Raw genomic sequence first — 24,241 nt, forward strand, 5'->3', positions numbered from 1 at the left:
AACGCGCGTCGGGAGGGGCCGCCGCCGGGGCCCGCTCCTATGCTGAGGACGCATGGAGACCGACGACATTCTGCGCCGGCACGGCGAGGCCATCGAGCTGTTCGGGGACCGTGTCCACGCCGTGGGCGACGACCAGTGGGACGCCGCGACACCGTGCACGAACTGGACGGTGCGCGACCTGGTGAACCACCTCACCGCCGAGCAGCTGTGGGTGCCACGGCTGGTGCGGGACGGTGCCACCATCGAGGAGGTCGGCGAGGAGTTCGACGGCGACGTGCTGGGTGAGGACCCGGTCGCGACCTGGGATCGCGCCGCGGTCGCCGCGGTCGCGGCGTTCACCGAGCCCGGCGCCCTGGACCGGCGGGTCCATCTGTCGTACGGGCTGACCGGCGCGGCCGCGTACTGCAGTCAGATGACAATGGACGCGGTCGTGCACGCCTGGGACCTGTCACGGGCGGTGGGCGCGTCCGAGGAGCTGCCGGGAGAGCTGGTGACCACGGCGCTGCGGGAGGTCGAACCGTACGCCAAGGACCTCAAGGAAACGGGGCTCTTCGCACCGGCGATCGAGCCGCCGCCGGGCGCCGACGACCAGACCCGGCTGCTCTGCCTGCTGGGCCGCCGTCCGTAGCCGACGGCCCGAAGAAGAGAGGCGCCGGCCGCGCACGGCGGCCGGCGGACGAACGGGCCGGCCGGGTCACCCGGCCGGCCTGCGTGTCAGTCGATCCCGCGGAAGATGTGCTGCTCAGCCGTCGATTCGTCGTCGCAGCCCGCCAGGTGGACGGGGGCGCAGCGGCTCCAGACCTCGAGGTTGCGCACCTCCCGGATGCGCCCCTGGCGCTCGCCCTGCTTCGGTCGGGGCTGCTTGCTGATCGTCTGTTCCGGTGCCACCACGCACTCCTTAGCCAAAGGGATGAGGTACTTGACGCGGTGGCGCCGTATGTCACAACCGGGAGTTCGGCCATGGTTCGTGGCGCATCCCGCGACGGGCCGAGGATGTCGGCATCTCCCAGACAGGTCGTCCGTCGCCCCCCAGCCTAACGACATGGGTTCCCCGCTGCGCGGTAATTACCGTCGATAGGGTTACAGGACGGAGAAACTGCCTCCGTACGGCCCGTTTCAGCCACTCCAGCGACCCGCCACAGTGCTACGGATAGGGGTGTGGAGTGGTTTTCGGCACCCGGGTACTGGCTGGGCCGGCTGGTCTTCCAGCGGGGCCTGGCCGCGTTGTACGTGATCGCGTTCGTGTCGGCGGCGCTGCAGTTCAGGGCGCTGATCGGGGAACGCGGCATGACCCCCGTACCGGACTTCGTGCGCCGCGTGCCCTTCCGGGTGGCGCCGTCGGTCTTCCACTGGCGCTTCTCGGACCGCTTCTTCGCGGGCTGGGCGTGGGCGGGGGCGCTGCTGGCGGCGGCCGTGCTGGCGGGCGCCGCCGACGCCGTGCCGCTGTGGGTTTCGATGGTGTGGTGGGCCGCGCTGTGGGCGATGTACCTCTCGATCGTCAATGTCGGGCAGACCTGGTACGGCTTCGGCTGGGAGACGCTGCTCCTCGAAACGGGCGCGCTGGCGGTCTTCCTGGGGAACGCGCGCACCGCGCCGCCCGTCCTTGTGCTGTGGCTGCTGCGCTGGCTGCTGTTCCGGCTGGAGTTCGGCGCCGGACTGATCAAGATGCGCGGCGACCCGTGCTGGCGCGACCTGACCTGCCTGTACTACCACCACGAGACGCAGCCCATGCCGGGCCCGCTGAGCTGGTTCTTCCACCATCTGCCGCGGCCGCTGCACCGCGTCGAGACGGCCGCGAACCACGTGGCGCAGCTCCTCGCGCCCGTCCTCCTCTTCACGCCGCAGCCGATCGCCACCTGGGCGGCGCTGGCGATGATCGTCACCCAGCTGTGGCTGGTGCTCTCGGGCAATTTCGCCTGGCTGAACTGGGCGACGATCGTGATCGCGGTGTCCGTGGTGGACGCCTCTGCGGTCGGCCTCGGCGGCCTCGCCGGCCCGCCGGCGGACCTCGCCCCGCCCCCGCTCTGGTACGAGATCCTGGTCATCGCCGCGACCGCGGGGGTGCTGTACCTCAGCTACCGCCCGGCGCTCAATCTGCTCTCCCGCCGGCAGCGGATGAACACCTCGTTCGAGCCGCTGCACCTGGTCAACGCGTACGGCGCGTTCGGCTCCATCACCCGTATCCGGCACGAGGTGGTCATCGAGGGCACGGCGGACGAGGTGATCACCGAGGACACGGAGTGGCGGGAGTACGACTTCAAGGGCAAGCCGGGCGACGTACGCCGCATGCCGCGTCCGTTCGCTCCGTACCACCTCCGGCTCGACTGGCTGATGTGGTTCGCGGCGCTGTCGCCGGGCTACGCGGGACGCTGGTTCGGCCCGTTCCTGGAGCGTCTCCTGGAGAACGACCGCGACACCCTGCGCCTGCTCCGCCGCAACCCCTTCCCCGACGCGCCGCCCCGGCACGTACGAGCGCTGTTCTACCGCTACCGCTTCACGACCTGGCGGGAACTGCGGGAGACCGGCGCGTGGTGGCACCGGGAGCCGGTACGGCAGTTCTTCCCGCCGACAGCTCTGCGCGAAAGGCCCTGACGCTGTCGCGGGCGTGCCGCAGTCCGATCCGGGTGACCTCGCGCTCGACCTCGGCCAGCTCGGCGACCACCTCGTCGTACGGCCGGCCCGTCCGCGCCCGCGACTTCACCAGCCCCAGCCGCGCGAGGGCGCTGCCGCGCGGCTCGGACATGGCCCGGAACTCCGCCAGCGCACCCCTGTAGACGGCACATGCCTCCTCGTACCGCCCGGCCCGGTACAGCACGTTCCCGCGCATCTTGTGGTTGTACGCCAGCGCTCCGGCCAGATCCAGCCCCCGGCACAGCACCTCCCCCTTGCTGAGCAGCCGCAGCGCCTCCTCGGTCTCCCCCAGCTCGGACCGCACGTCGGCCACCCCGCGCAACGACCACGCGAGCCCCCGCACGTCGTCAGCCCCCTCGGCGATCCGCACCGACTCCTCGAACAGCTCCAGCGCCTTCTCGTACTCCCCCTTGTTGCGGTGCATCTGCGCGATCCCCGACATCGCCCACACCATGTGCCGGGCCTCGCCGTGCGCCCTGGCCTGGGCCAGCAGCTCTTCGTGCAGCTCGGCGACGGCCTCGTAGTCGCCCTGTATCCGGCCGGTCTCGGCGAGCCCGGCCAGCGCGTATCCGTGGGCGAGGCGGTCACCGCCCTGCTCGGCGAACGCGACGGCGGCCGCGAGCAGCCGGCGGGCGAGCGCGAGGCGCCCGCACTGGCGGGCGAGAGTGCCGCCGCTCCACAGCGCCCACGCCATCCCGCCGGCGTCCTGCGCGTCCCGCGCACTGCGGTAGCTGGCCCGCCAGGCGTCCCCCGCCTCCGCCACCCGCCCGAGCCGCCGCCCGGCCTCGGCCTCCGCGAGCGCGGCCCGCGCGGCGTCCCCCGGCGTCCCCGCCGCGCCCCGCACTCTCCGCGCCGCGACGAGCACGTCCTCGTACGAGGAGTTCACACTCAACTCCGCCCCCAGCTCCCCCTGATACTCCGGAGCGAATGCCTTCCCGTACATCGCGAGCCTCCTGGTCATGTCGGTCGTCGAGGCTCGACGCTATGCGGCCCGGACCCCGCCATTCGTCCCTCCACCTGCGGTTATCCGCATCCGCCGGAGGATGTACGGGAGGCCGGACGATCACCTTGGAGATGTACGGGGAGTCCCCTAGGGGTGGTGGGACCGTTCGCCTCGCCCGCGAGGTACTCCCGTGGTGCGATGGAATGGGGTGGGAAGGAGAGAGCGATGAGCCCACCGGTAGCGGAGCGCAAGAGTGGAGCGGCCCCGGTATCAGTCCGCCCGCTGGGTGAGTCGGAGCTGGATCGGGCCGATGAGATCTGCAGGACGGCCTTCGGGACGTTCCTCGGGGCACCTGATCCTTTTGGGACCGTGGACTACGTCCGTACGCGCTGGGCGGCAGATCCGCGGGCGGCGTTCGCGGCGACGGTCGAGGGCGAGCTCGCCGGATCGAACTTCGCCACCAACTGGGGCAGCGTCGGTTTTTTCGGCCCGCTGACCGTGCGTCCGGATCTGTGGGACCAGGGCATCGGCAGGCGTCTGATGGAGCCGGTCATGGACTGCTTCGACGCCTGGGGGAACCGCCACCTCGGCCTGTTCACCTTCTCGCACAGTGCCAAGCATCTTGAGCTCTACCGCCGCTACGGTTTCTGGCCCCGATTCCTCACAGCCATCATGAAGAAGCAGGTCGCAGACGGTGCCGCAGTCCCCGGCCGGGTGCTCTACGGCGAGCTGCCCGCCGCCGAGCGGCCCGACGCGCTGAGCCTCTGTCGCGCACTGACCGGAGCCGTGTACGAGGGCCTGAGCCTGGAACGCGAGATCGTGGCCGTGCACGCGCAGGGACTCGGTGACACCATCCTGCTCCATGGCGCCGGCTCCGAGCTCGATGGCCTGGCCGTCTGCCACTGCGGCGCCGGGTCGGAGGCCGGCACGGACGTGTGCTTCGTCAAATTCGGCGCCGTACGTCCTGGTCCGGAGGCCGCCGACCGGTTCGAGCGACTGCTCGACGCGTGCGAGCGGCTGGCCGCCGAGCGCGGACTGGGCGAGTTGGATGCCGGAATGAACCTGGGCCGCCCGGATGCCTACCGGCGCATGATCGACCGCGGTTTCCGCACTTGGTTGCAGGGCGTGACCATGCACCGGCCCAACGAACCCGGATACAGCCACCCCGACGCCTATGTGATCGACGACTGGCGCTGAGACCACCGGCGCCCGGCCGGCCAAGAAGGCCCGGTGCTGTCACGCGTCCAGCCTCGGCTCGCACGAGGCCGCTCAAGCGGTTGCTTCCGCTCGTCGGCATACCGGACACGTCAGCCGGCGGGCGGACTGATCGCTCGTCACCTTGCCCAGGCCCGCGGGCTTGAGGATCTCCGTCTCTTCGGTGCGTACATGGCGGAGGCACACCGCCGCACCGCACTCCCGGCACACGGCGACGGCCGCAGCCGCGGCCCCCTCCCGGGCGCACTCGTAGCATTCCATGAGGCCCCCCTCAGGACAGCGTCGCCAGCAGCGCGCGGCACGCGTCCGCGCAGCTCCGGCATGCCTCGGCACACACCGCGCAGTGCTCGTGCGTCTTGGCGTGGCGCTCGCACTCGGCACCGCAGGCCAGGCACACCGTCGCGCAGGTCTCCAGCACGTCCCGGACCATGCCGGCGTCCTCGCCGGTGTACCGCGACAGGACCCGGGCGGTGGCGGCGCAGACGTCCGCGCAGTCGAGGTCCGTACGGATACACCTGCGCAGCTCGGCCGGCTGCTCCTCAGCCAGGCAGGCATCGGCGCAGACCGTGCATGCCTGGGCGCACTCCAGTACCTGATCGATGCAGGACACGAGCGCCTCGCGGCCGGCCCGGCCGAGGTCGACGGGGTGGGTACCCAGCATCTTCGCAGTCATGGACATCTTCGGCTCCCTTACCGTCACACCGGTCGGCCCCCGTGGACACCACACGGAGTCCCCCGCGCGGGAACGGAGAAACCAGCTCCGCGCCGATGAGGCGGCGCCGCGGGGATGCACCGCATCGCCGCGAGCACCGCCTCGGCGTCAGGGGGTGTGCTCGACGACGTCGGCTTGCGCTTCCTTCCTGGTGTCGGCGTCGGTGCCGGTGCCGGTGTCGGCGTCGGTGTCGGTGGTGGCGGCGGCCGGGGTGGAGTCCTGCGGGGCGGGCCGGGCCGTGCTGAGGAACAGCGACGTGACGAAGGCGAGCAGACCGATGACTCCGGCGGCCATGAACGCCGTGCGCAGACCGCCGGCGTCGGGCGCGCCCGACGGGTCGGAGGTGCTCAGGGAGGCGACGGTGACGAAGACGGCCGTGCCGAACGCGCCCGCGACCTGCTGAAGCGTGGCGAGGATCGCGCTGCCGTGGGACTGGAGGTGCCCGTCCAGCGCGCCCAGGGACTCGGTCATCAGCGGCGTCATCATCAGCCCGAGCCCGGCCATCAGCAGGATGTGGATGGCGATGACCGCGGCCAGCGGTGAGCCGGCGCCGAGGAAGGTGAAGAGCCACAGCGAGACGGCCAGGGCCAGCGCGCCCGGGATCACCAGCGGGCGGGCGCCGAAGCGGTCGAACAGCCGCCCCACCGGACGGCCCAGCAGGCCGAGCAGCAGCCCGCCGGGGAGGACGGCCAGGCCGCTGACGAACGTACTGGTACGCAGCACGGTCTGCAGGTACAGCGGCAGCATGATCGACCCGACGCCCAGCAGGCACATGAACAGCAGCGCTGACAGGACCAGCGCCACCGTGAAGGTACGGGTCCTGAACGGGCGCAGGTCGAGCAGGGCGCGGTCCGCACGCTGCAGACTGAGCTGACGGGCGACGAACACGCCCAGCGACGCGAGGCCGACCACGATCGGGACCCACGGCGGGACCGTGTGCTCCGCGCCGCCGGACTCGCCGACGGACGCCAGGCCGTAGAGGACGCCGCCGAAGCCGACGGCGGACAGCACTACGGAGAGCAGGTCCAGCGGCACCTTCCGCGTCTCACCGTCCAGGCGCATCCAGACCGCCCCCATGACGAGCGCGGCCACGGCGAGCGGCAGGACGATCCAGAACATCCAGCGCCAGCCCAGCGAGGCGAGCACCGCACCGCCCACCGTCGGGCCCACGGCGGGGGCGACCGCGATGACGATGCTGATCGTGCCCATCGTCGCGCCGCGCTTCTCGGGCGGTACGAGGCGCATCACCGAGGTCATGAGCAGCGGCAGCATGACGGCGGTGCCGCACGCCTGCACCACGCGCCCGGCCATCAGCACCCCGAACCCGGGCGCGAGACCGCTGACGAGCGTGCCGAGGGTGAACAGCGTCAGTGAGGCCAGGAAGACCTGGCGCGCGGTGAAGCGTTCGAGCAGGAAGCCGGTGATGGGGATGATCACGGCCATGGTCAGCAGGAAGCCGCTGGTCAGCCACTGCACCGTCGTGGTGGAGATGCCCAGGTCGACGGTGAGGTCGCGCAGCGCGACGCTCAGGATCGTCTCATTGAGGATCATCACGAAGGCCGAGACGACCAGCACGGTTATGAGTACGGAAGCGCGCACGGGGGCGCGCGCGGGGGAACTGCCGGGCGGAGACTCCACGCCCCCGGCGGTCGCGGGTTCGGTCATGGTCGGGCACACCTCACTGGAACGTGTTCGGGATCGGGCGCGGGCTCGCCGTGGTCGGCCGCCGGGCGGGAGCGGCATCGCCGCGGAATTACGCGATGGCGGCCGCCGCCCCTTGCTTACGGTCCCCCCTGAGCGTCACCTGCACGGTGTCCACGACCCCTGCCCCCGTTTTCTTCATCGCGCCGTCAGTCTATTGAAGTTCCGCACCGACCTCGTCGTTTTATTCGCCCGCCGTGGCCCGGCGGCGGCGTACGACCACGACGGCGCCCGCGCCCGCGAGGACGGCGGCGCCGCCGAGGGCGGCCACGGTCGGCAGCGCGCTCGACGCACCGGTCTCGGCGAGATTGCCGCTGACGGGCAGCTCGGCGCGGCCGCCCTGCGGTGCGTGGTCGCCCTGCGGTGCGTGGTCACCCCGCGACGTGTGCTCACCCCGCGGCGCGTGGTCGTCCTTGCCGTCTCCGGGCCGGTCCTTCACCGGCCCGGGCAGGCCGTCCGCACTGCCCGGCTTGCCCTCGGCGTCCTCGACCTCGCCGGGATCACCGCCCGCCGCCAGGACGGTGAAGTCGAACTGGCTGATGTCGTCATAGCCGCACTGGTCGTCCTCGCCGTACGAATACCCCGTGGTGAAGAAGTAGCCCGCCCCCGCCTCGGCACCCTTACCGATCTTGATGCGCATCCTGGCGTCCGCGTAGTCGCCCGGCTTGAGGGTGCCCACGGTGGCGAAGTCCTGGTTGTCGTCCCACTCCGCGCCCTCGCCCTCGACGGGCTGCCACGAGCCGCTCTTCGGGTTGAACCACTCGACGGTGACGGCGAGTTCGGAGACATCGTCGATCTCCGGGTCGGCGGTGCCGAGGTAGAGCGTCACATCGGTCTCCATCAGCGTGACCGTGGAGACGTTGCTGACGCGATACGTGAACTCATGCCACCCGGAGCCGGCGACGATCTCGCTCGGCAGGCCACGCAGCTCGGTCTTCCCGCGCTCCTCGTCCGGAATCCCGGAACAGAAGGCCGGGCGGGTGTATGTCGGCGACGGGGTGGCGCTCGGTGTCGTCTTGGCGCTGGGTGTTGCCTTGGCGCTCGGTGTCGTCGTGGCCGACGCGGAAGGGGTACCGCTGTCCGTGGGCGTTACTCCCGCCGCGTACGCGGCGGGAGAAGCGAGCAGTGACATGGAGCCGACGGCGACGACCGCAGCGGCGGCCGAGAGAGCGCGGGAGAGCTTCATGGAACCCTTTCGTGGCAGCGAACATGGGCGCCGGACATGGACACGGACGCCGGACGCTTACGTGACCCACCGCCCCGTCAGCAGGTTGCGCTGCACACGGGCAAGCCCCTTGTGATCTCCCTCATAGCGGGGGCGGGTGACGGAGGCGCAGGACGGCGCGGTACCACGTCGCCGCCGATCGCGGCCGTACCCTGGTGCCGTGCACATCAGTTTCATCTGCAGCGGAAACATCTGCCGGTCCCCGTCGGCCGCGCTGGTCTTCGAGGAGCAGCTGCGCCGGGCGGGCCTGGAGGACGCGGTACGGGTCAGCAGTGCCGGTATCGGCCCCTGGCACGTCGGTGAACCGATCGACGAACGGGCCGGTGAAGTACTGACCCGGCATGGCTACCCGACGCAGCACATCGCGGCCCAGGTCGGCGCCGAGCATCTGGACGCCGATCTGTTCGTGGCGATGGACCGCGGCCATGAAAAGGCGCTGCGCCGCCTGGTGACGGAGCCGTCCCGGATCCGGCTGATGCGGTCCTTCGACCCGCGGGCCGCCGGCGAGCGGGAAGTGCCCGACCCGTACTACGGCGGCCCGGAGGGCTTCGACGAGATGCTGGCCATGATCGAAGCCGCGACGCCGGGGCTGCTCGCCTGGGTGCGCGAGCGTCTGGACGGGGTGCCCGAGCGCCCGGACGACGCATGACCGCGGGTCCGACGGCCGACGGTCCGGCAGCCGGGGGTGACAAGGGCCCGGGGGCCGTGGCGGCACGGCTCACCGGACGGTCCGTGACCGCCGAGCGGCGGCTGTCCCCCGCGCTCGCCGAGGTCACGCTCGACGGCGGGCGGACCGTGGTGGTCAAGCGCGGCGACGACCCCGGCGCGGTGCGGGCCGAGGCGGCCGGGCTCCGCTGGCTGGCCGACGCCGGCACGGTCCGCCTCCCGGCGGTGCACGGCCAGGACGGGCGCTGGCTGGTCATGGACCGCGTGGCGGCCGGCCGGCCGAGCGCGGCGGCCGCGGCCCACCTCGGCCGCGACCTGGCCGCCCTGCACGCCGCCGGCGCGCCCGCGTTCGGCGCCCCGCCGCCCGGCGGCCCCGAGGACGCCACCATCGGCCTGGCCCCGATGCGCAACGTCCCCGGCACCGACTGGCCGCGCTGGTACGGCGAGTACCGGGTACTGCCCTACCTGCGCCGCGCGGTCGACGACGGCACGGTACGCCCCGCCGAGGCGGCCGTGATCGAGCGAGTGGTGGAGCGGCTGCCCGAACTGGCGGGCCCTGCCGAGCCGCCCGCCCGGCTCCACGGCGACCTGTGGAACGGCAACGTGCTGTGGGGCGCCGACGGCGACGCCTGGCTGATCGACCCGGCCGCGCACGGCGGACACCGCGAGACCGACCTGGCCATGCTCCATCTGTTCGGCTGCCCTCACCTGGACCGGATACTGGACGGCTACCAGGAGGCGGCGCCCCTCGCCGACGGCTGGGCGGACCGCATCGCCCTGCACCAGCTCTTCCCCCTGCTGGTGCACACGGTGCTCTTCGGCCGCGCCTACGCCGAGCAGGCCCTCGCGGCCTCCCGCACAGTCCTGGCCACGATCTGACCCGTTCCCCACGGTCGGCCGGGCCCGCGACGACGAAACCTCCGTAAATCTGTGGGCACTTTCCGGACAACCAACAGAAACGCCCTACGTTTTCCGGTACCAGACTTATTCAGGATCTTCAGGGCGTCCGAATTCGCCCGGTCCGACGCAAGGCAACCTTGACGGCAAACCGAAAAGACCGATACCCATTTGGGCGAGAAGAGGAAAAAACCGAGAATCACGGGAGGCATTACTCATGGCCGGTCCTTTTCGAGTCGCCCCGCAGGAAGTACAGGCACACATCCCCACCTGGGCCTTCGGCAGGCAGACCAAGGTGATCGTCGACTGCAAGGCCGATGGAAACTTCGAGATGACGGCCGGCGGGTCCGCGACCGAGGTCAACAAGCTCCGGGTGGGACGAAATGAGTTCGAGCGATCTTTCGGCGGCGTCGAATTAGCCGTCAAGAACCTGACGCTCGAGGACATCACCGTGACGACGGAATAGGCGACGTCATGCCTTGGACGTTCGACAAGAGCCGGATGGAAGTCAACGGCCAGCTCACCGACTCCGAGCAGGAGAAGTTCGACATATTCCAGAACGCGATCCAGAGCGAGGGGCTCCACCCCGCTCAGGCAGCCGCGAAGGCCGGTGACACGAACTACAAGAGGCTGCTGGGCGATCAGTTCCAGATCCGCCTGAGCCAGGGCTCACGCGCCACATTCCTGGTCCTGGACGACGGCGGAGGCAACGGAAGGGTCCAGATGCTCCAGCTCGCCGGCCACACGTAACAGGGCCTTGAGAGCCAGGTCTTGAGTCAGGGCGCGACCGGGCCCCTGCCCAACTACGGGCAGGGGCCCACTCGTACAGTGGCCCGCATCGCCACATGGGAGACGCCAGCACATGAATACGCCGCCATCGCCAACCGGTGCGGAACGCACTGACGAATCAGCCGTCCGGATCGGCGCTCTCGTTCCGTTGACCCGGCCCGGGTGGGTCGAGGCGGGTCAACAGCTGCTCGCCGGGCTGGAGTTGGGCGTTCGTGAAGTCAATGACGCCGGCGGGGTCGGCGGAAGGCCGTTGGAGCTGGTGGTGCGGGACACCGCGGCCGATCCGCGGAAGGCCGGGGCGGCGGTGGAGGAGTTGGCTCGCCTGGGCGTGGCCGCCTTGGCGGGCGAGTATCACAGCGTCGTCGCGCGCGCCGCTGCCACCAGGGCCCAGGCGCTCGGCCTGCCGTACCTCTGCTCGTCAGCGGTGCTCGACGCGCTCACCGAACAGCCGACGGAATACGTGGCGCGCCTCGCGCCGCCGCAGTCCCGCGGCTGGCGGGTCTACGCGGACTTTCTGCTCGGCGCAGGCCACGGCCGCATCGCCGTGGCGACCCAGCCGAGTGTCTACTGGGCGTCCGGGACCCGCATTCTGCGGGACTGCTTCGCCGCACACGGCGGCACCGTCGTCGAATTCGACATGAGCGCGCTCGACCCCGCCGCCGTGTGCGACGGACTCGTCGCCCATCGCGCGACGGCCCTCCTTCTTCTGGTCGGCCACCCGGAGCCGGCGGTCCCGGTCGTCGAGGCTGTCCGCCGCGACCAGCGCCTCACCGAGATAGTGATGGGCGCTCCGGCCGGGCAGCCGGAGTTCGCCGAATGGGCGAAGTCGCTGGGCGACGACGGCGCCGGGATTCCGTTTCTGCGCTACTTGCCCGAGCGCCTCACCCCACTCGGCGCGCGAGTCGATACGGCCCTCCGCGAGCAGCTGGGCGAAGCGCCCTCCTTCGTCGCCTTCGAGGGGTACGACACGGTCGCCGTTCTCGCCGAGGTACTGCGTTCGCACGGAACGGACCGGGCGCGTATTGCCGAATCCTGGCCGCGCGTTGCGGTGGAAGGCACCCGCGGGCGGATTCAGTTCTCCCGTATGACAGGCAGCAGTGTGTGGCAATGGGCCGGGGCGCCGATTCAAGTCGTTGATCGGGACCCGGCGGATGCCTATCGTTTCCGGATCCGCCATAACGGCTGAGAGAACACGGCAAATCCCGGGGGGTTACTAGTGGGTGGCGGCGGGATCGATGTCGGGCTCGTGCGCCGGCTGGTCGGTGCGCAGTTTCCGCGGTGGGCGGGGCTTCCCGTCGAGCCGGTGAATTCGGCGGGTACGTCCAATGCCATGTACCGGCTCGGCCAGGACATGGTCGTGCGTCTGCCGCGCGCCGCGGGTTCCGCCGACGATGTCGCGAAGGAGCACCGGTGGCTGCCGTGGCTCGCCCCTCGGCTGCCGGTGGCCGTTCCGGTACCACTGGGCAAGGGGGTGCCCGGCGAGGGGTATCCCTGGCACTGGTCCGTCTACCGGTGGCTTCCGGGCCGCACCGGGTCCGCCCCCGGGTCCGGCCCCGACCTCGGATCCGGGTTCGACCCCGGCCCCTTCGCCGAGGATCTGGCCGGGTTCATCGGTGCGCTGCGCCGGATCGACACCGCCGGCGGGCCGCCTTCCTATCGGAGTGAGCCCCTGGCGGCGCGGGACGCCGCGACGCGTGGTGCGGTGGAAACGCTGCGCGGGGTCATCGATACCGCGACGGCGGCCGCCGCGTGGGAGGAGGCGCTGCGCGCTCCCGCGCCGACCGGGCCCGCGGTGTGGATCCACGCGGATCTGCAGCCCGGGAACGTCCTGGTCGAGAACGGGCGGCTGAGCGCCGTCATCGACTTCGGGTGTCTGGGGCTGGGCGACGCGGCGGTCGACCTGATCGCCGCGTGGTACCTCCTGCCGGCGGGCGCCCGGGCCGTCTTCCGTACCGCCGTGGGGGCCGACGACGCGGCCTGGGCGCGGGGGCGCGGCTGGGCGCTGTCGGTCGCCCTCGCCGAACTGCGGTACTACCGGGTCACGAACCCAGTCATGGCGGCCATCGCCCGGCATGTCATCGAGGAGATCCTGACCGATCACGCCCGCCGGCACGGCCGCACCCGGACCTGACCGATCACGCGCGCCGACACGGCGGTACCGGTTCTCAGCCGTCGGCCGACGGCCCCGGCTTGCGCCCCCACGCCGAGATCAGTGGTGCCATCGTCAGGTCGAGTTCGCCGGTGGCGACGTTCGCGAGGTGGGCCTCGATCTCCTCGTCGGTGGCGAGGCCGGCGGCGGTCAGCCGGTCGCGGAGCTGCCGTACGGTCGCGTGCTCCAGGGCGGTGCAGGCCGGTGAGGTGATGGGGAAGTACGCGTCGGCCGCGACCTCGGTGAGTCCGGACTCGCGCAGCAGCCGCGGCAGGGTGCGGCCGAACGCCAGGTCCGCGCCGCGCTGGGCGAGCAGTTCGCGGGAGGCGCGCCGCAGGCGGTTGGCCAGCCGCTGCGCGGGCCCGTACTCGTCCAGGCAGCTCAGCGGCTGCAGCGCCGGGTCGGCGTCCTCCACTACGAGCCGGCCGCCCGGCCGCAGCGCGCGCACCATCGCTTCGAGGGCGGCCGCGCGCTCGGGTACGTGCACGAGGACCAGCCGGGCATGCACCAGGTCGAACGGTCCGGCGGGTGGCTCCTCCGTCCCCACGTCGTGGCGCGCGACCTCGAACGGGGCGTCCGGTGGCATCCAGGAGGTGTCGATGTCGGTGGCCAGTACGCGGCCGGCCGGCCCGGTCCGCTCGGCCAGCCAGGCCGGGATGGCGGGGCTGCCGGCCCCCACCTCCCAGCAGTGCCAGCCCTCGGCCACGCCCACCGCCGTCAGATGCCGGAAGGTGACCGGGTCGAAGAGCTCGGACAGCGCGTCGAAGCGCTGCCCCGCCTCGGACTGCTGGTTGTCGAAAAGGTACCCGTCGCCGTATCCGTCGCCGTGTCCGTCGTTGTGCGCCACCGGGTGATCGTAGGACGCGGGGCGCCTGATGCGGGACGCCGGGCGGTCCGGCGCGCCCCCGGCCGTGCGGGATAATGCGGGTATGCGCATCTCAGCCAGGGCGGACTACGCGGTACGGGCCGCGCTGCAGCTCGCCGCATCCACCGACGACGGGCCGCTGAAGGCCGAGGCCATCGCCGCCGCCCAGGAGATTCCGCACAAGTTCCTCGAAGGCATTTTGAACGATATGCGCCGCAGCGGGCTGGTACGGAGCCAGCGCGGCGGCCACGGCGGTTACCGGCTGGCCAGGCCGGCCGAGGAGATCAGCATCGCGGAGGTCATCCGCGCGGTGGAGGGGCCGCTGGTGTCGGTGCGCGGCGTCCGGCCGCCGGAGCTGTCGTACACCGGGCCCGCCGAGTCGCTGCTGCCGCTGTGGGTCGCGCTGCGCGCCAACGTCCGGCAGATTCTTGACGGGGTCTCACTGGCCGATGTCGCGTCGGCCCAACTCCCTCCGGAGGTTCTCGGGTTGACCGAGACTCCGGAAGCGTGGACCAATCCCTGAGAGGCACCCCCTCACCCACTGCTTCTCGTATAGCGAGACGCGTTAGTCCGCATCTCGAACAGCCCCTTGCTGTCAAAGTCTTTCGCGCACAGTATTCCTATCAATCCAGTGGGAAACATAGGGAATCTGTGAGGTAGCCGTGCGTACGCTGATCCTGTTGGCCTTGGCCGGGCTCGGGGCCCAACTCGTGGACGGCAGCCTGGGCATGGCCTATGGCGTCACGTCCACCACCCTGCTGCTCGCCGTGGGCACCAACCCCGCGGCCGCGTCCGCCACCGTGCACCTCGCCGAGATCGGCACCACCCTCGCCTCGGGTGCGGCGCACTGGCGCTTCGGCAACGTCGACTGGCGCGTCGTGCTGAAGATCGGTATCCCCGGGGCCGTCGGCGCCTTCGCGGGCGCGACCTTCCTGTCCGCGCTCTCCACCGAGGTCGCGGAGCCGGTGATGGCCGTCGTCCTGCTGGGGCTCGGTCTGTACGTACTGACCCGTTTCACCCTCTCCGGGCTGCCCACCGGCAACCTCGACAAGCCGCTGCGCAAGCGGTTCCTGTCCCCGCTCGGGCTGGTCGCCGGGTTCCTGGACGCCACGGGGGGCGGCGGCTGGGGGCCGGTCGGCACGCCGGCGATCCTGGCCAGCGGCCGCCTGGAGCCCCGTAAGGTCATCGGCTCCATCGACACGAGTGAGTTCCTGGTCGCGATCGCGGCGAGCGTCGGCTTCTTCGTCGGCCTCGGCTCCGAGGGCGTCAACTGGCTCTGGGCGGTGGCCCTGCTGGCCGGCGGGCTCATCGCCGCGCCGATCGCCGCCTGGCTGGTCCGCCACGTACCGCCGCGCATCCTCGGCTCGGCGGTCGGCGGGCTCATCGTGCTCACCAACATCCGCACCCTGCTGCGGAGCGACTGGCTCGACGCCGGTGACGCCGTCCAGTGGACGGTGTACGGACTGGTCTACGCGCTGTGGGCGGCCGCCGTCGGGTACTCGCTCAAGGAGCACCGCCGTACCGTCCCGACCGCACCGCGGCCCGCGGCGGACGCGGCCGACACGGCGGAGGTCCAGCCCGCCGAAGCCGGTTCGACGACGGGCCGGTGACCGGCGCGATGGCTCCGTACCCCGTGGCTCCGTACCCGGCGGCGCGGTACGTCATCGCGCCGCCGGCCACCGGCGAGCAGGACGGCGACGGGATCTGGCCGCGCGCCGTCCGGGAGCTCGCCGATGACCTCGCCGTCGACGCGAGCGCCCGGGACCGGGCGGGCAAGCCGCCGTTCGAGGAGGTCTCCCGGCTGCGCGAGGCCGGCCTGCCGGGCTTCCTCGCGCCGCCCGGCCCGGGCGGGCGCGGCACCGACTGGGGCACCGCCTGCGCGGCCGTACGGGAGATCGCCGCGGCCGACAGTTCCCTCGCCGAACTCCTCGCCCGCCACTACGTCCTGTCCTGGGGTCCGCGGCTCTTCGGCGCGCCGGAGCACGCGGCCCGCGTCGAGTCCCGGGCGGCGCGCGAGCGGTGGCTCTGGGCCGGGAGCACCGAGGCGCCCGGCACGCCGGCCGGGGCCGGGCTGCTGCTCACGCCCGTCGGGAAGAAGGCGGGACGGAAGTACGTACTGAACGGGCAGCGTGCGCTCGCCGCGGGCGCGGGCGTGGCCGACCGGCTGCTGCTCTCCGCGGTGCACGCCGACAGCGGCGAGTCGGTGATCGTGGTGGTGGATCCGGCGTTCACCACCGTGTGTCCGGAGGCTCCGGAAGGGCGGCTCGGGCAGCGGCTCACCGGGGCCGCCACGGTGGGCTTCGAGGACGTGCCGGTGGCGGCCGGGCAGGTGCTCGGCACCGTCCCGGGGGACGAGTACACCGTCTCCCCCTACACCGCGCTCGCCCCGCTCGCCCTCCGCCTCATCCTGCTCCACGTGGGGCTGGGCAACGCCGAGGGGGCGCTGGCCGAGGCGCGGGACATCAGTCGGGTGGCGCCCGGCGTGCATCCGTTCACCGACACCGGCAGCGGCGAGTACGCGACGGCGCCCGGTGAGGATCCCTATCTGCTCCTCGCCTACGGCGAGTTGGCGACCTCGGCGCACAGCGCGTCGTCCGTCGTCGGCCGCGCGACGGACGCGATGGCGCAGGGTCTTCTGATCGGCCCCGGGCTCGGCCCCGACGAACGCGCGGAGATCGCCTTCCTCGTCGCCGCCGCCGAGGCCGTCGCCACCGAGTCGGCGCTGCGCATCACCACGCGCGTCCTCGAACTCACCGCCGGGAACCAGGCCCCCTCCCCCGCGACCGACCCCGGCTTCGACCGCTTCTGGCGCAACGCCCGCGCCCTCACCACCCGCAGCTCGCCGGCCCACCGGCTCCGCGACATCGGCGCCCACTACCTCAACGGGGCACGCGCCGACCTCATGTGGCCGCCCGCAGCGATGCGATGACGTGCTCGTCGGAGACCTGGGTGAAGTCCTCGTACCACTCGCCGACCGCGCGGAAGTCCGGCGGCTTGCTCAGGCAGACCACGTCGTCGGCCTCCTCGGCCAGCGCGGCGGCGGTGGTCGGGGACGCCACCGGTACGGCGAGGACGACGCGCGCCGGACCGCGGCGGCGCAGGTTGCGCAGGGCCGCCGTGGCCGTCATCCCGGTGGCCAGGCCGTCGTCGACGAGGATCACCGTGCGGCCGGTGAGGACGGCCTCGGGGCGTTTGCCGCGGTAGAGGTCCTCGCGGCGGTGCAGTTCGGTCCGCTCGCGGGCGACGTCGGCGGCCAGCTCGTCCTCGGACAGGCCGAGGAACTGCAGGGCGCGGCGGTCGAAGACCGGGGGATCCTCCCCGGCGAGGGCGCCGACGGCCAGTTCGGGCTGGCCCGGGGCGCCGATCTTGCGGGCGATGAAGACGTCCAGCGGCGCGCCCAGTTCGTGGGCGATCTCGGCGGCGACGGGCACCCCGCCGCGCGGCAGGGCCAGTACGAGCGGCCCGTCCGGCGCGTCGGGCCGCTCCTCCGTGAGGTGCTGCCGCAGCCGCTGCGCGAGCTGCCGGCCGGCGTCTCTTCGGTCCGTGAAGCGCATGGCTGTCTCCTTGGCCATGAAGGCGATCGGGGAAGGCGTGGGGGGCGGTGGGTGGCGAGCGGTCACTGGCCGCTGGGCCAGGTCTCCTCCTCACCCGTGTCGGCCGGGTGCTGCCGGGGCAGCGGGGTGAGCGCCCGGGTGGCGTCCAGATAGAGGAACGCGTCGTACCGCTCGTCGAGCACGGTCGGGACGTAGTTGCCCCACTTCTCGCGCTCCGGACGGTAGACGACGCCGATGGCCCGGTGGTCGCGCGGCATCCGCGTCCAGTGGCCGGGGCCCGCCGTCCCCTCGCCCCGCGTCGTAGGGGTGAGCAGGAAAAGCGCGGCATCGCCGGGCAGCGCCTGGTGCAGCAGCTCCTCCGTACTGCCCGGACGGGCCGCGGGGACGGTCATGGTCCGCGGCGGGGCGCCCCAGCTCTCGCCCGCCGTCACCGTGCCCTCGTAGGACCCGAATCCGATGAGGACCACGCCGTCGGCCGCGTGCCGCTCGCGCACCAGCTGCCCGACGTTGACCAGCCCCGCCTCGGCCATGTCGGTGGCGCGGGCGTCGCCGACGTGCGTGTTGTGCTCCCACACCACCGCCTTGGCGTCCGGGCCGTGATGGGCCATCAGCCGGTCGAGGGTGTCCGCCATGTGGTGGTCGCGCACGTTCCACGAATCGGGGCCGCCGCGCACCATGGCCCGGTAGTACCGTTCGGCCCCGGCCAGTACCTCCGCGTTCTGCCGCGCCGCGAGGTCGGCCAGGCTGCCGTCGGCGGCCGCCGCGCGCTGCGCCCGTTCGCGGACCGCGACCAGCAGCCGGATCACCTCCGGCTCGCAGCCGCTGGGCACCAGGCGCGTGGCCAGCGCGTAGCTCTGCGGGTCCTCGTCGTACGGCTCGAAGCAGCGGTACGCCTCCAGGGCCTGGTCCACCTGGCCCGGGTCGTGCTCCCGCAGATGGTCCAGTACGGCGTCCAGGGACTCCCACAGGCTGTAGACGTCCAGTCCGTAGAACCCGACGCGGCGGTCCGGGGGCAGTTCGTCGTTGTGGGCGCGCAGCCAGCGGGCGAAGCGGGCCACTTCGGTGTTGGCCCACATCCAGGCCGGCCAGCGGCGGAAGCCCGCCAGCGCGTCGGCCGGGTCGGCGGGCGCCCCGGGCGCGCCGGTGACCGAGCAGTGCACGTCCTGGCAGTCAGGCCAGTCGCCCTCCACCGCGACGAAGGAGAACCCCTTCTCGGTGATGAGCCGGCGGGTCAGCTCGGCGCGCCAGTGGTAGAACTCGGCCGTACCGTGCGACGCCTCGCCCACCAGGACGTACCGCGCGTCGCCGATCCGCTCCAGCAGCGGGTCCAGCGACTCCGGGCCGGTCAGGGGCCGGGCGCGGGCGGCGATCTCCGCAAGGTCCGTGCTCATCAGGTGCCCAGCTCGTGCGGTTCCTCGCCCGGGGCGAGGAACCAGTCGCGGGCCGCGACGGCGACCTGGTCGAGCGCACCGGATTCGGGGAAGAGGTGGGTGGCGCCGGGGATGACGTGGAGGTGGCACGGTGCGGAGAGCTCGGCGGCGGCCTGCCGGTTCAGGTCCAGTACGGATTCGTCGTGGCCGCCCACGATCAGCAGGACGGGGGCGCGTACCTGTCGCAGCGCGTCGCCCGCGAGGTCGGGGCGCCCGCCGCGGGAGACGACGGAGGCCACCTGTTCGGGGCGGGCGGCGGCGGCCACGAGGGCCGCGGCCGATCCGGTACTGGCGCCGAAGAGGTGCGGCCGCAGCCGCTCGGTGACCGGCTGGGTGCCGAGCCAGTCGACCGCCGCGACCACCCGCTCGCCGAGCAGGCGGATGTCGAAGCGGTGCTCGCGGGTCACCTCGTCGGTGCGGTCCTCCTCCTCCGTCAGCAGGTCCATCAGCAGGGTGGCCAGGCCGGAGGCTTCCAGGTAGGCGGCGACGCCGCGGTTGCGCGGGCTGTGCCGGGAACTCCCGCTGCCGTGCGCGAAGACGACCACCGCGTGGGCCGCTTCGGGTACCCGCAGGTCTCCCGTCAGGGTGACGCCGCCGGCCGGTACGGACACCGTTTCTTCAAAGGTCATCGGACTGTTTTCCGCTCTCTCGCTTGCGTGCGCTTGCCTGCTCTCGCCTGCGGACATACGGGTAGCCCTCTACGAAGATCGTACGCTTCTCGGCGAAACGGGCAAACGGGCAAACGAAACAGTATCGGGCGGCGCTCCGCGGAGCGCCGCCCGACACCTGTTCGTCAGTCCGGCCGTCAGCCGCCGAGTCGGCTGCTCAGCAACTGCTTGCCGAGTTCGGCGCCCTTGCGGCTGTCGGCCTGCGCCTTGCGGAACAGCTCCGCCAGCTCGGTGTCCTTCTCGCGCTCCGCGTCCTGGATGTACGTCTCCATCCGCAGGGCGTTGTCCAGACATGTCTCCGTGTACCAGAGCAGGTTGTAGTTCTTGTCCTTGGTGCCGGTGACGTCGCCGGTTTCGTGACTGCTGGTCATGGTTGCTCGACCTCCACGTCGTGGACTGGCGGTCCGTTGCGGGTTTCCGCCGCCCGTGGGTCCAAACTCGCGGACACATGACGGTGCGTCACACCGGTACGAGCGTGACCTCCGTGGCCTTGACGCTGATCCAGACGTCCGTGCCGTCGCGGAGGTCCAGTTCGGCGGCGGCCTGGTGGGTGATCTCGGCGACGAGGTCGGGGACTTCCGGGGAGCCGATGAGGACGCGCAGCCGGCTGCCGGCGGCGGTGAGTTCGCGGACCCGGCCGGGCCAGACGTTGCGCGGGCTGCCGCCGGGGCGGACGCGGTGCACGGACACCGCCTCGGGGCCGATGACGGCGAGCGCTTCGGTGCCCTTCTCCAGTGGTTCGGCGGCGGTGAGCCGGCCGGGGCGGCCTTCGAGGGCGAGGCCGTCGGCGGTGGCCGTGCCGGGCCAGGCGTTGCGCCCGAGCATCCGGGCCACCCACGGCGAGCGGGGATGCCGGGAGAGCTCGGCGGGCGCGGCGTCCTGGAGGGGGCTGCCGTCCTGGAGCACCAGTACCCGGTCGGCCAGCGAGACCGCCTCGACCGGGTCGTGGGTGACGAGCAGGCAGACGCCGCGGAAGCCGGCGAGGTGCCGGCGCAGGGTGTGCCGGACGTGCGCGCGGGTGGTCTGGTCGAGGGCGGCGAGCGGCTCGTCGAGGAGGAGCAGCCGGGGCCCGGCCGCCAGCGCCCTGGCCAGTGCGACCCGGCCGGCCTGCCCCCCGGACAGGCCGGCCGGACGGCGGTGCGCGAGGTGACCGACGCCGAGCCGGTCCAGCCACTGCTGGGCGGCGCGCCGGGCCTCCGCACGGCGCACACCGCGGGCGCGGAGCCCGTACGCGGTGTTGCCGAGGGCGGTGAGGTGCGGGAAGAGCGCGCCGTCCTGCGGTACCCAGGCGACTCCGCGGCGGTGCGGCGGCAGGGCGGTGACGTCGTCGTCCCCGAGGGTCAGCGCGGCGTGGGCGCGCGGGGTGAGCCCGAGGAGCGCGCGCAGCAGGGTGGTCTTGCCCGCGCCGTTGGGGCCGACGACGGCGATGGTGGTGCCGGGTCCGGCGTCGAGGGTGAGGCGGGTGAAGCCGGTGACGTCGGCGTGCAGCGGCCAGGCGGGCGCGTCCGCCGGGACCTCTTCGGCAGGCACCTCCGGCGGCCCGTCGGCGGGCGGCACGCCCGTACCTCCATCAGCAGTCCCGGCACCTGCCTCAGTGGCTCCGGTCCGCGTCTTCGCCGTGGCGCCCACCGACCACCGTCCGCGCAGGGCGACCAGTACGGCCATCGCGACGGCCAGGAGCAGCAGCGAGACCGAGGTCGCGGCTTCGGGACTGTCCTGGAGCAGCAGGTAGACCTGGAGCGGCAGGGTCTGGGTGACGCCGGGGAGGTTGCCGGCGAAGGTGATCGTGGCGCCGAACTCGCCGAGCGCGCGGGCCCAGGTGAGCGCGGCGCCGGCGGCCAGTCCCGGGGCGACCATGGGCAGCGTGACGGTGCAGAAGACCCGGAAGGGACCGGCGCCGAGGGAGGCCGCGGTCTCCTCGTACCGGGCGTGCAGCCCGGCCAGCGCGCCTTCCAGGCTGATCACCAGGAACGGCATCGAGACGAACGTCGCCGCGATGACCGCGCCCGAGGTGTGGAACGGCAGCTGGACGCCGAACCAGTCCTCCAGTACCCCGCCCAGCAGTCCCCGCCGCCCGAAGCCGAGCAGCAGCGCGACGCCGCCCACGGTCGGCGGCAGCACCATCGGCAGCAGGACCAGCGAGCGGACCAGCGCCTTGCCGGGGAAGTCCACCCGGGCCAGCAGCCAGGCGAGCGGCACGCCGAGCAGCAACGAGAGCCCCAGCGCCCAGCACGCGACGGTCAGCGAGAGCCACATCGCGTCCGTGACGCCGGGCGCCGTCAGGTGCGCACCCAGGTCCGACCAGGTCGTACGGACCAGGACGCCGGCCAGCGGGACGAACAGGAACGCCACGGCCAGTACGGCGGGTACGGCCAGTGCGAGCGGCGCCCGGCGCACGGAAGGTCTCATGGCTTCTGGAACCCGGCCTCGCGCAGGATCTGCTGCGCCTTCGCGGACCGCAGCCACGTCACGAACGAGTCGGCCTGCTTCTTGTGTTCGGAGACCTTGAGGGTGGCGGCCGGGTAGGCGGCGACGGCGTTCTGCTCGTCGGGCACCGATACCGCGTCGACCTTGCCGGGTGCGGTCTTCGCGTCCGTCGCGTAGACGATGCCCGCGTCGGCCTCGCCGAGCTCCACCTTGCTGAGCACGCCGCGCACGTCCTGCTCCTGGGAGACCGGCTTCACCTTGAGGTGCTGCCGGTCCAGTACCTGCCGGCTGTAGCGGCCGACCGGGACCTCGGGCGCGGCGAGCACGACCTTGAGCTTGCTGTCGGTGAGATCCTTGAGGTTCTCGATCTTCTTGGGATTGCCCTTGCCGGCGGCGATGACCAGGCGGTTGTGGGCGATGGTCACCGGGGTGCCGGTCTGCCCCTTGAGGCCGTCCATGGTCCTGGTGTCGGCCGTGACCAGCGCGTCCGCCGGGAAGTCCTGCTTGACCTGGGCGGCGAGCTGCTGCGAGCCGGCGTAGGAGAACTTCACGATCGTGCCGGGGTGGGCCTTCTCGTACTCGGCGCCGGCCTTCTTGAAGACGTCGGTGAGCGAGGCGGCGGCGAGCACCTTGATCGTGGTCTTCTCGCCGCCGCCGGACGCCTCGTCGCCGGACCCGCCGCAGCCGGCCGCGAGGGGCACGATCAGGGCGGCGCAGAGCGCGGTGGCGGCAGCGGTGCGGCGGCGGCCGGTCGTACGGAGAGGGTTCGTACGGAGGCGGTTCGCACGGGGGCGGGGCATGGCGGACTCCTCGGGGCTCAGACCCGGTCGATGTGGACGTTGGTCGACTTCACGCGCGCGGTGGCCCGCATGCCGACCTCCAGCCCCAGCTCTTCCACCGCTTCCCGGGTCAGCAGCGAGACCAGGCGGTGCGGGCCCGCCTGGATCTCCACCTGCGCCGCGACATCACCGAGCTTGATCGCGGTGACGATGCCGGGGAAGGCGTTGCGGACGGAAGTGGCGGCGGGCTCGTCCTCACCGGCGCCGCTCTTGGCGAGCTCGGTGGAGAACGCGGCCAGGTCACGGCCGTCGATCAGCCGGCGGCCCGCCTCGTCCCGGTGGGTGGGGACCTTGCCGGCGTCCGCCCAGCGGCGCGCCGTGTCGGCGCTGACGCCGAGCAGCCGCGCCGCCTGGCCGATCGTGTAGGACTGCATGTGCGGCACGTTATGGCAGATGTCCTCTCACCTGCAAGGAAGACTGTGGATTGGGCTTAGCAGATGCGAGCCGACTGGTGCGATCGCACAAGATCGCGCGGACGAGGTGGGCCTGTGCGGGGCGTCGACGCGGGATCGGCGGCCGCCGCGAAGGGGGACATACGGGCCTGACATCAGGGACGAAAGTCCCGCGTACCGGGTCGTCGCGGGCGGCATCACAGGCTCGGGACGCGCTCAGCGCCCCGCAACCGACCGACCCGTACGACGGAAGGCACCGAGAATGCTCAGGCCCGCGCCGACCTCGCCCGCCCGCCTCGCTCCCCCGGTCACCCCGCACCTCCTCGCGGATCTCGCGGTGGCCGCCTGCACCGCACGCGCCCGGCTGCCGCGCATCCCCGAGGCGGGCACGCCGCACGACTCGGGCGACCCCGCCGCCGAACTCCGCTCCATACCGGCGCTCCGCCCGGTCTTCACCGCGGTGGCGGAGACCGCTGACGGCCGCCGCCTCGACCGTCACCTGCGCGCCGAGCTCGGCCGGCTCGGCGAACAGCTCCCGGCGGAGGCCGCGGGCCACCGGGGCGAGCTGTGGGCCGTCGGCCTGCTCGTCGCGGGCGCCGCCGCCACCGGCTGCCGCTCGGGCTACACCGCCTGCGCGGCGGCCGCGACGCTGGCCCGGATGCCGTACGAGGGCACGCCCAAGCCCGTCGAGACGGCGGGCGGCCGGGCGCGGCTGCACTTCCATGTGCCGGGCGCGACCGGCCAGGCCGGGTCCGGATTCCCGCACGTACGGCGGGTGGCGCTGCCCGCGCTGCGCGAGTCCCGGGCGCACGGCAGGCCCGAGATCGCCGCGCGGATGGACGCGCTGCTCACGCTGATGGCGACGCTCGACGACACCTCGCTGCTGCACGAGGGCGGGCCGGCGGGGCTGCTGTCGGTCCAGATGGACGCCCGGGACGTGGTCCGGGCCGGCGGCTACGGCTGCCCGGCGGGCCGGGAGGCCCTGGACCGCCTGCACCTGCGCATGCGCGATCCGCTGCTGACCCCGCGCGGCAGCCACGCGGTGCTGTCCGCCACGCTGTTCCTGGACTTCACGTTCGGTACGGACGGGCTGACGCCGGGGCCGTGAACGGCGGGGCGGCGCGGCGGCCCGGCTCGG

General features: G+C 72.6%; 27 protein-coding genes. 13 read left to right on the forward strand and 14 right to left on the reverse strand.

What is annotated here, in order from left to right; all coding sequences use genetic code 11:
• Positions 1-52: 52 nt before the first annotated feature.
• The gene (locus tag ACIGXO_RS03630; RefSeq protein ID WP_399779592.1) at positions 53-628 is read left to right on the forward strand and encodes a TIGR03086 family metal-binding protein; all 576 of its coding nucleotides are present in this window, start codon (positions 53-55) and stop codon (positions 626-628) included.
• An 86-nt stretch (positions 629-714) separates the two neighbouring features.
• Here ACIGXO_RS03630 and ACIGXO_RS03635 read toward each other — a convergent pair whose 3' ends face one another.
• Positions 715-888 carry a hypothetical protein gene (locus ACIGXO_RS03635; RefSeq protein WP_223735720.1) on the reverse strand — a complete coding sequence of 58 codons (174 nt, stop codon included), beginning with the start codon at positions 886-888 and terminating at the stop codon, positions 715-717.
• Positions 889-1,158: 270 nt separating this feature from the next.
• On the opposite strand from ACIGXO_RS03635, the gene ACIGXO_RS03640 reads away from it, so the two are divergent.
• Positions 1,159-2,592 carry a lipase maturation factor family protein gene (locus ACIGXO_RS03640; RefSeq protein ID WP_399779594.1) on the forward strand — a complete coding sequence of 478 codons (1,434 nt, stop codon included), beginning with the start codon at positions 1,159-1,161 and terminating at the stop codon, positions 2,590-2,592.
• Here ACIGXO_RS03640 and ACIGXO_RS03645 read toward each other — a convergent pair.
• The gene (locus ACIGXO_RS03645) at positions 2,495-3,574 is read right to left on the reverse strand and encodes a tetratricopeptide repeat protein (RefSeq protein WP_399779596.1); all 1,080 of its coding nucleotides are present in this window, start codon (positions 3,572-3,574) and stop codon (positions 2,495-2,497) included. The genes ACIGXO_RS03640 and ACIGXO_RS03645 overlap by 98 nt on opposite strands.
• Positions 3,575-3,799: 225 nt before the next feature.
• Between ACIGXO_RS03645 and ACIGXO_RS03650 the strand changes: the two genes are divergently transcribed.
• Entirely contained in the window at positions 3,800-4,771 is a 972-nt protein-coding gene (locus ACIGXO_RS03650) for a GNAT family N-acetyltransferase (RefSeq protein ID WP_399779598.1), read from the forward strand.
• Between the two features lie 72 nt (positions 4,772-4,843).
• Here the strand turns inward: ACIGXO_RS03650 and ACIGXO_RS03655 are convergent, their stop codons facing one another.
• The 4 genes from ACIGXO_RS03655 to ACIGXO_RS03670 form a co-directional block, all read right to left on the reverse strand.
• A complete protein-coding gene (locus ACIGXO_RS03655) occupies positions 4,844-5,050 on the reverse strand; it encodes a DUF2180 family protein (RefSeq protein WP_399779600.1) in 207 nt (68 codons plus the stop codon).
• 10 nt (positions 5,051-5,060) lie between these two features.
• A complete protein-coding gene (locus ACIGXO_RS03660) occupies positions 5,061-5,468 on the reverse strand; it encodes a four-helix bundle copper-binding protein (RefSeq protein WP_399779602.1) in 408 nt (135 codons plus the stop codon).
• 141 nt (positions 5,469-5,609) lie between these two features.
• Positions 5,610-7,166 carry a DHA2 family efflux MFS transporter permease subunit gene (locus ACIGXO_RS03665; RefSeq protein ID WP_399779604.1) on the reverse strand — a complete coding sequence of 519 codons (1,557 nt, stop codon included), beginning with the start codon at positions 7,164-7,166 and terminating at the stop codon, positions 5,610-5,612.
• A gap of 220 nt (positions 7,167-7,386) precedes the next feature.
• Positions 7,387-8,388, reverse strand: coding sequence for an LAETG motif-containing sortase-dependent surface protein (locus tag ACIGXO_RS03670; RefSeq protein WP_399779605.1), 1,002 nt, complete (start codon positions 8,386-8,388; stop codon positions 7,387-7,389).
• A gap of 199 nt (positions 8,389-8,587) precedes the next feature.
• On the opposite strand from ACIGXO_RS03670, the gene ACIGXO_RS03675 reads away from it, so the two are divergent.
• From ACIGXO_RS03675 to ACIGXO_RS03700, 6 genes are all read left to right on the forward strand, one after another.
• On the forward strand, positions 8,588-9,076 hold the full coding sequence (locus tag ACIGXO_RS03675) for a low molecular weight protein-tyrosine-phosphatase (RefSeq protein ID WP_399779607.1): 489 nt from the start codon (positions 8,588-8,590) through the stop codon (positions 9,074-9,076).
• Positions 9,073-9,972, forward strand: a complete 900-nt coding sequence (locus ACIGXO_RS03680; RefSeq protein WP_399779609.1) for a fructosamine kinase family protein — start codon at positions 9,073-9,075, stop codon at positions 9,970-9,972. The genes ACIGXO_RS03675 and ACIGXO_RS03680 overlap by 4 nt, the downstream gene beginning before the upstream one ends.
• A gap of 235 nt (positions 9,973-10,207) precedes the next feature.
• On the forward strand, positions 10,208-10,456 hold the full coding sequence (locus ACIGXO_RS03685) for a hypothetical protein (protein ID WP_399779611.1): 249 nt from the start codon (positions 10,208-10,210) through the stop codon (positions 10,454-10,456).
• Between the two features lie 8 nt (positions 10,457-10,464).
• Entirely contained in the window at positions 10,465-10,740 is a 276-nt protein-coding gene (locus tag ACIGXO_RS03690; protein WP_399779613.1) for a hypothetical protein, read from the forward strand.
• A 112-nt stretch (positions 10,741-10,852) separates the two neighbouring features.
• Complete coding sequence (locus ACIGXO_RS03695; protein WP_399779614.1) at positions 10,853-11,965, forward strand: ABC transporter substrate-binding protein; 1,113 nt, start codon at positions 10,853-10,855, stop codon at positions 11,963-11,965.
• Between the two features lie 30 nt (positions 11,966-11,995).
• On the forward strand, positions 11,996-12,910 hold the full coding sequence (locus ACIGXO_RS03700; RefSeq protein ID WP_399779616.1) for an aminoglycoside phosphotransferase family protein: 915 nt from the start codon (positions 11,996-11,998) through the stop codon (positions 12,908-12,910).
• A 34-nt stretch (positions 12,911-12,944) separates the two neighbouring features.
• On the opposite strand, the gene ACIGXO_RS03705 is transcribed toward ACIGXO_RS03700, so the two are convergent.
• The gene (locus ACIGXO_RS03705; RefSeq protein WP_399779618.1) at positions 12,945-13,775 is read right to left on the reverse strand and encodes a methyltransferase domain-containing protein; all 831 of its coding nucleotides are present in this window, start codon (positions 13,773-13,775) and stop codon (positions 12,945-12,947) included.
• An 82-nt stretch (positions 13,776-13,857) separates the two neighbouring features.
• Here ACIGXO_RS03705 and ACIGXO_RS03710 point away from each other — a divergent pair, with 82 nt between their 5' ends.
• The 3 genes from ACIGXO_RS03710 (at position 13,858) to ACIGXO_RS03720 (ending at position 16,722) form a co-directional block, all read left to right on the forward strand.
• A complete protein-coding gene (locus tag ACIGXO_RS03710) occupies positions 13,858-14,316 on the forward strand; it encodes an RrF2 family transcriptional regulator (protein WP_399779619.1) in 459 nt (152 codons plus the stop codon).
• 157 nt (positions 14,317-14,473) lie between these two features.
• Positions 14,474-15,403, forward strand: coding sequence for a sulfite exporter TauE/SafE family protein (locus ACIGXO_RS03715; RefSeq protein ID WP_399779621.1), 930 nt, complete (start codon positions 14,474-14,476; stop codon positions 15,401-15,403).
• On the forward strand, positions 15,400-16,722 hold the full coding sequence (locus ACIGXO_RS03720) for an acyl-CoA dehydrogenase family protein (RefSeq protein WP_399779623.1): 1,323 nt from the start codon (positions 15,400-15,402) through the stop codon (positions 16,720-16,722). The genes ACIGXO_RS03715 and ACIGXO_RS03720 overlap by 4 nt, the downstream gene beginning before the upstream one ends.
• Here ACIGXO_RS03720 and ACIGXO_RS03725 read toward each other — a convergent pair.
• From ACIGXO_RS03725 to ACIGXO_RS03755, 7 genes are all read right to left on the reverse strand, one after another.
• Entirely contained in the window at positions 16,694-17,347 is a 654-nt protein-coding gene (locus tag ACIGXO_RS03725; RefSeq protein ID WP_399779625.1) for a phosphoribosyltransferase, read from the reverse strand. The two genes, ACIGXO_RS03720 and ACIGXO_RS03725, sit on opposite strands and share 29 nt — an antisense overlap.
• 62 nt (positions 17,348-17,409) lie before the next feature.
• Positions 17,410-18,738: an erythromycin esterase family protein gene (locus ACIGXO_RS03730; protein ID WP_399779627.1), complete on the reverse strand. Its 1,329-nt coding sequence runs from the start codon at positions 18,736-18,738 to the stop codon at positions 17,410-17,412.
• On the reverse strand, positions 18,738-19,406 hold the full coding sequence (locus tag ACIGXO_RS03735; protein ID WP_399779629.1) for a dienelactone hydrolase family protein: 669 nt from the start codon (positions 19,404-19,406) through the stop codon (positions 18,738-18,740). The genes ACIGXO_RS03730 and ACIGXO_RS03735 overlap by 1 nt, the downstream gene beginning before the upstream one ends.
• A gap of 176 nt (positions 19,407-19,582) precedes the next feature.
• Entirely contained in the window at positions 19,583-19,816 is a 234-nt protein-coding gene (locus tag ACIGXO_RS03740) for a hypothetical protein (RefSeq protein ID WP_399779630.1), read from the reverse strand.
• 88 nt (positions 19,817-19,904) lie between these two features.
• Positions 19,905-21,854 carry an ABC transporter permease gene (locus ACIGXO_RS03745; RefSeq protein ID WP_399779632.1) on the reverse strand — a complete coding sequence of 650 codons (1,950 nt, stop codon included), beginning with the start codon at positions 21,852-21,854 and terminating at the stop codon, positions 19,905-19,907.
• Positions 21,851-22,672: a molybdate ABC transporter substrate-binding protein gene (gene modA, locus ACIGXO_RS03750; protein ID WP_399779634.1), complete on the reverse strand. Its 822-nt coding sequence runs from the start codon at positions 22,670-22,672 to the stop codon at positions 21,851-21,853. The genes ACIGXO_RS03745 and modA overlap by 4 nt, the downstream gene beginning before the upstream one ends.
• Before the next feature lie 17 nt (positions 22,673-22,689).
• On the reverse strand, positions 22,690-23,085 hold the full coding sequence (locus ACIGXO_RS03755; protein ID WP_031054337.1) for a molybdopterin-binding protein: 396 nt from the start codon (positions 23,083-23,085) through the stop codon (positions 22,690-22,692).
• 280 nt (positions 23,086-23,365) lie between these two features.
• Between ACIGXO_RS03755 and ACIGXO_RS03760 the strand changes: the two genes are divergently transcribed.
• The gene (locus ACIGXO_RS03760) at positions 23,366-24,211 is read left to right on the forward strand and encodes a triphosphoribosyl-dephospho-CoA synthase (RefSeq protein WP_399779636.1); all 846 of its coding nucleotides are present in this window, start codon (positions 23,366-23,368) and stop codon (positions 24,209-24,211) included.
• The last annotated feature ends 30 nt before the right edge of the window (positions 24,212-24,241 follow it).

This window comes from Streptomyces sp. NPDC053542, from assembly GCF_044544685.1.
In the GTDB taxonomy this organism is placed as follows: Bacteria; Actinomycetota; Actinomycetes; order Streptomycetales; family Streptomycetaceae; genus Streptomyces.

Excerpts from the sequence above, each read along its gene's own strand:
- ACIGXO_RS03685 (WP_399779611.1), top strand. The coding sequence starts at position 10,208 with ATGGCCGGTCCTTTTCGAGTCGCCCCGCAGGAAGTACAGGCACACATC.
- ACIGXO_RS03665 (WP_399779604.1), bottom strand. The coding sequence starts at position 7,166 with ATGACCGAACCCGCGACCGCCGGGGGCGTGGAGTCTCCGCCCGGCAGT.
- ACIGXO_RS03725 (WP_399779625.1), bottom strand. The coding sequence starts at position 17,347 with ATGCGCTTCACGGACCGAAGAGACGCCGGCCGGCAGCTCGCGCAGCGG.
- ACIGXO_RS03755 (WP_031054337.1), bottom strand. The coding sequence starts at position 23,085 with ATGCAGTCCTACACGATCGGCCAGGCGGCGCGGCTGCTCGGCGTCAGC.
- ACIGXO_RS03680 (WP_399779609.1), top strand. The coding sequence starts at position 9,073 with ATGACCGCGGGTCCGACGGCCGACGGTCCGGCAGCCGGGGGTGACAAG.
- ACIGXO_RS03695 (WP_399779614.1), top strand. The coding sequence starts at position 10,853 with ATGAATACGCCGCCATCGCCAACCGGTGCGGAACGCACTGACGAATCA.
- ACIGXO_RS03740 (WP_399779630.1), bottom strand. The coding sequence starts at position 19,816 with ATGACCAGCAGTCACGAAACCGGCGACGTCACCGGCACCAAGGACAAG.
- ACIGXO_RS03660 (WP_399779602.1), bottom strand. The coding sequence starts at position 5,468 with ATGTCCATGACTGCGAAGATGCTGGGTACCCACCCCGTCGACCTCGGC.
- ACIGXO_RS03735 (WP_399779629.1), bottom strand. The coding sequence starts at position 19,406 with ATGACCTTTGAAGAAACGGTGTCCGTACCGGCCGGCGGCGTCACCCTG.
- ACIGXO_RS03650 (WP_399779598.1), top strand. The coding sequence starts at position 3,800 with ATGAGCCCACCGGTAGCGGAGCGCAAGAGTGGAGCGGCCCCGGTATCA.
- ACIGXO_RS03730 (WP_399779627.1), bottom strand. The coding sequence starts at position 18,738 with ATGAGCACGGACCTTGCGGAGATCGCCGCCCGCGCCCGGCCCCTGACC.
- ACIGXO_RS03645 (WP_399779596.1), bottom strand. The coding sequence starts at position 3,574 with ATGTACGGGAAGGCATTCGCTCCGGAGTATCAGGGGGAGCTGGGGGCG.
- ACIGXO_RS03710 (WP_399779619.1), top strand. The coding sequence starts at position 13,858 with ATGCGCATCTCAGCCAGGGCGGACTACGCGGTACGGGCCGCGCTGCAG.
- modA (WP_399779634.1), bottom strand. The coding sequence starts at position 22,672 with ATGCCCCGCCCCCGTGCGAACCGCCTCCGTACGAACCCTCTCCGTACG.
- ACIGXO_RS03745 (WP_399779632.1), bottom strand. The coding sequence starts at position 21,854 with ATGAGACCTTCCGTGCGCCGGGCGCCGCTCGCACTGGCCGTACCCGCC.
- ACIGXO_RS03670 (WP_399779605.1), bottom strand. The coding sequence starts at position 8,388 with ATGAAGCTCTCCCGCGCTCTCTCGGCCGCCGCTGCGGTCGTCGCCGTC.
- ACIGXO_RS03690 (WP_399779613.1), top strand. The coding sequence starts at position 10,465 with ATGCCTTGGACGTTCGACAAGAGCCGGATGGAAGTCAACGGCCAGCTC.
- ACIGXO_RS03655 (WP_399779600.1), bottom strand. The coding sequence starts at position 5,050 with ATGGAATGCTACGAGTGCGCCCGGGAGGGGGCCGCGGCTGCGGCCGTC.
- ACIGXO_RS03630 (WP_399779592.1), top strand. The coding sequence starts at position 53 with ATGGAGACCGACGACATTCTGCGCCGGCACGGCGAGGCCATCGAGCTG.
- ACIGXO_RS03760 (WP_399779636.1), top strand. The coding sequence starts at position 23,366 with ATGCTCAGGCCCGCGCCGACCTCGCCCGCCCGCCTCGCTCCCCCGGTC.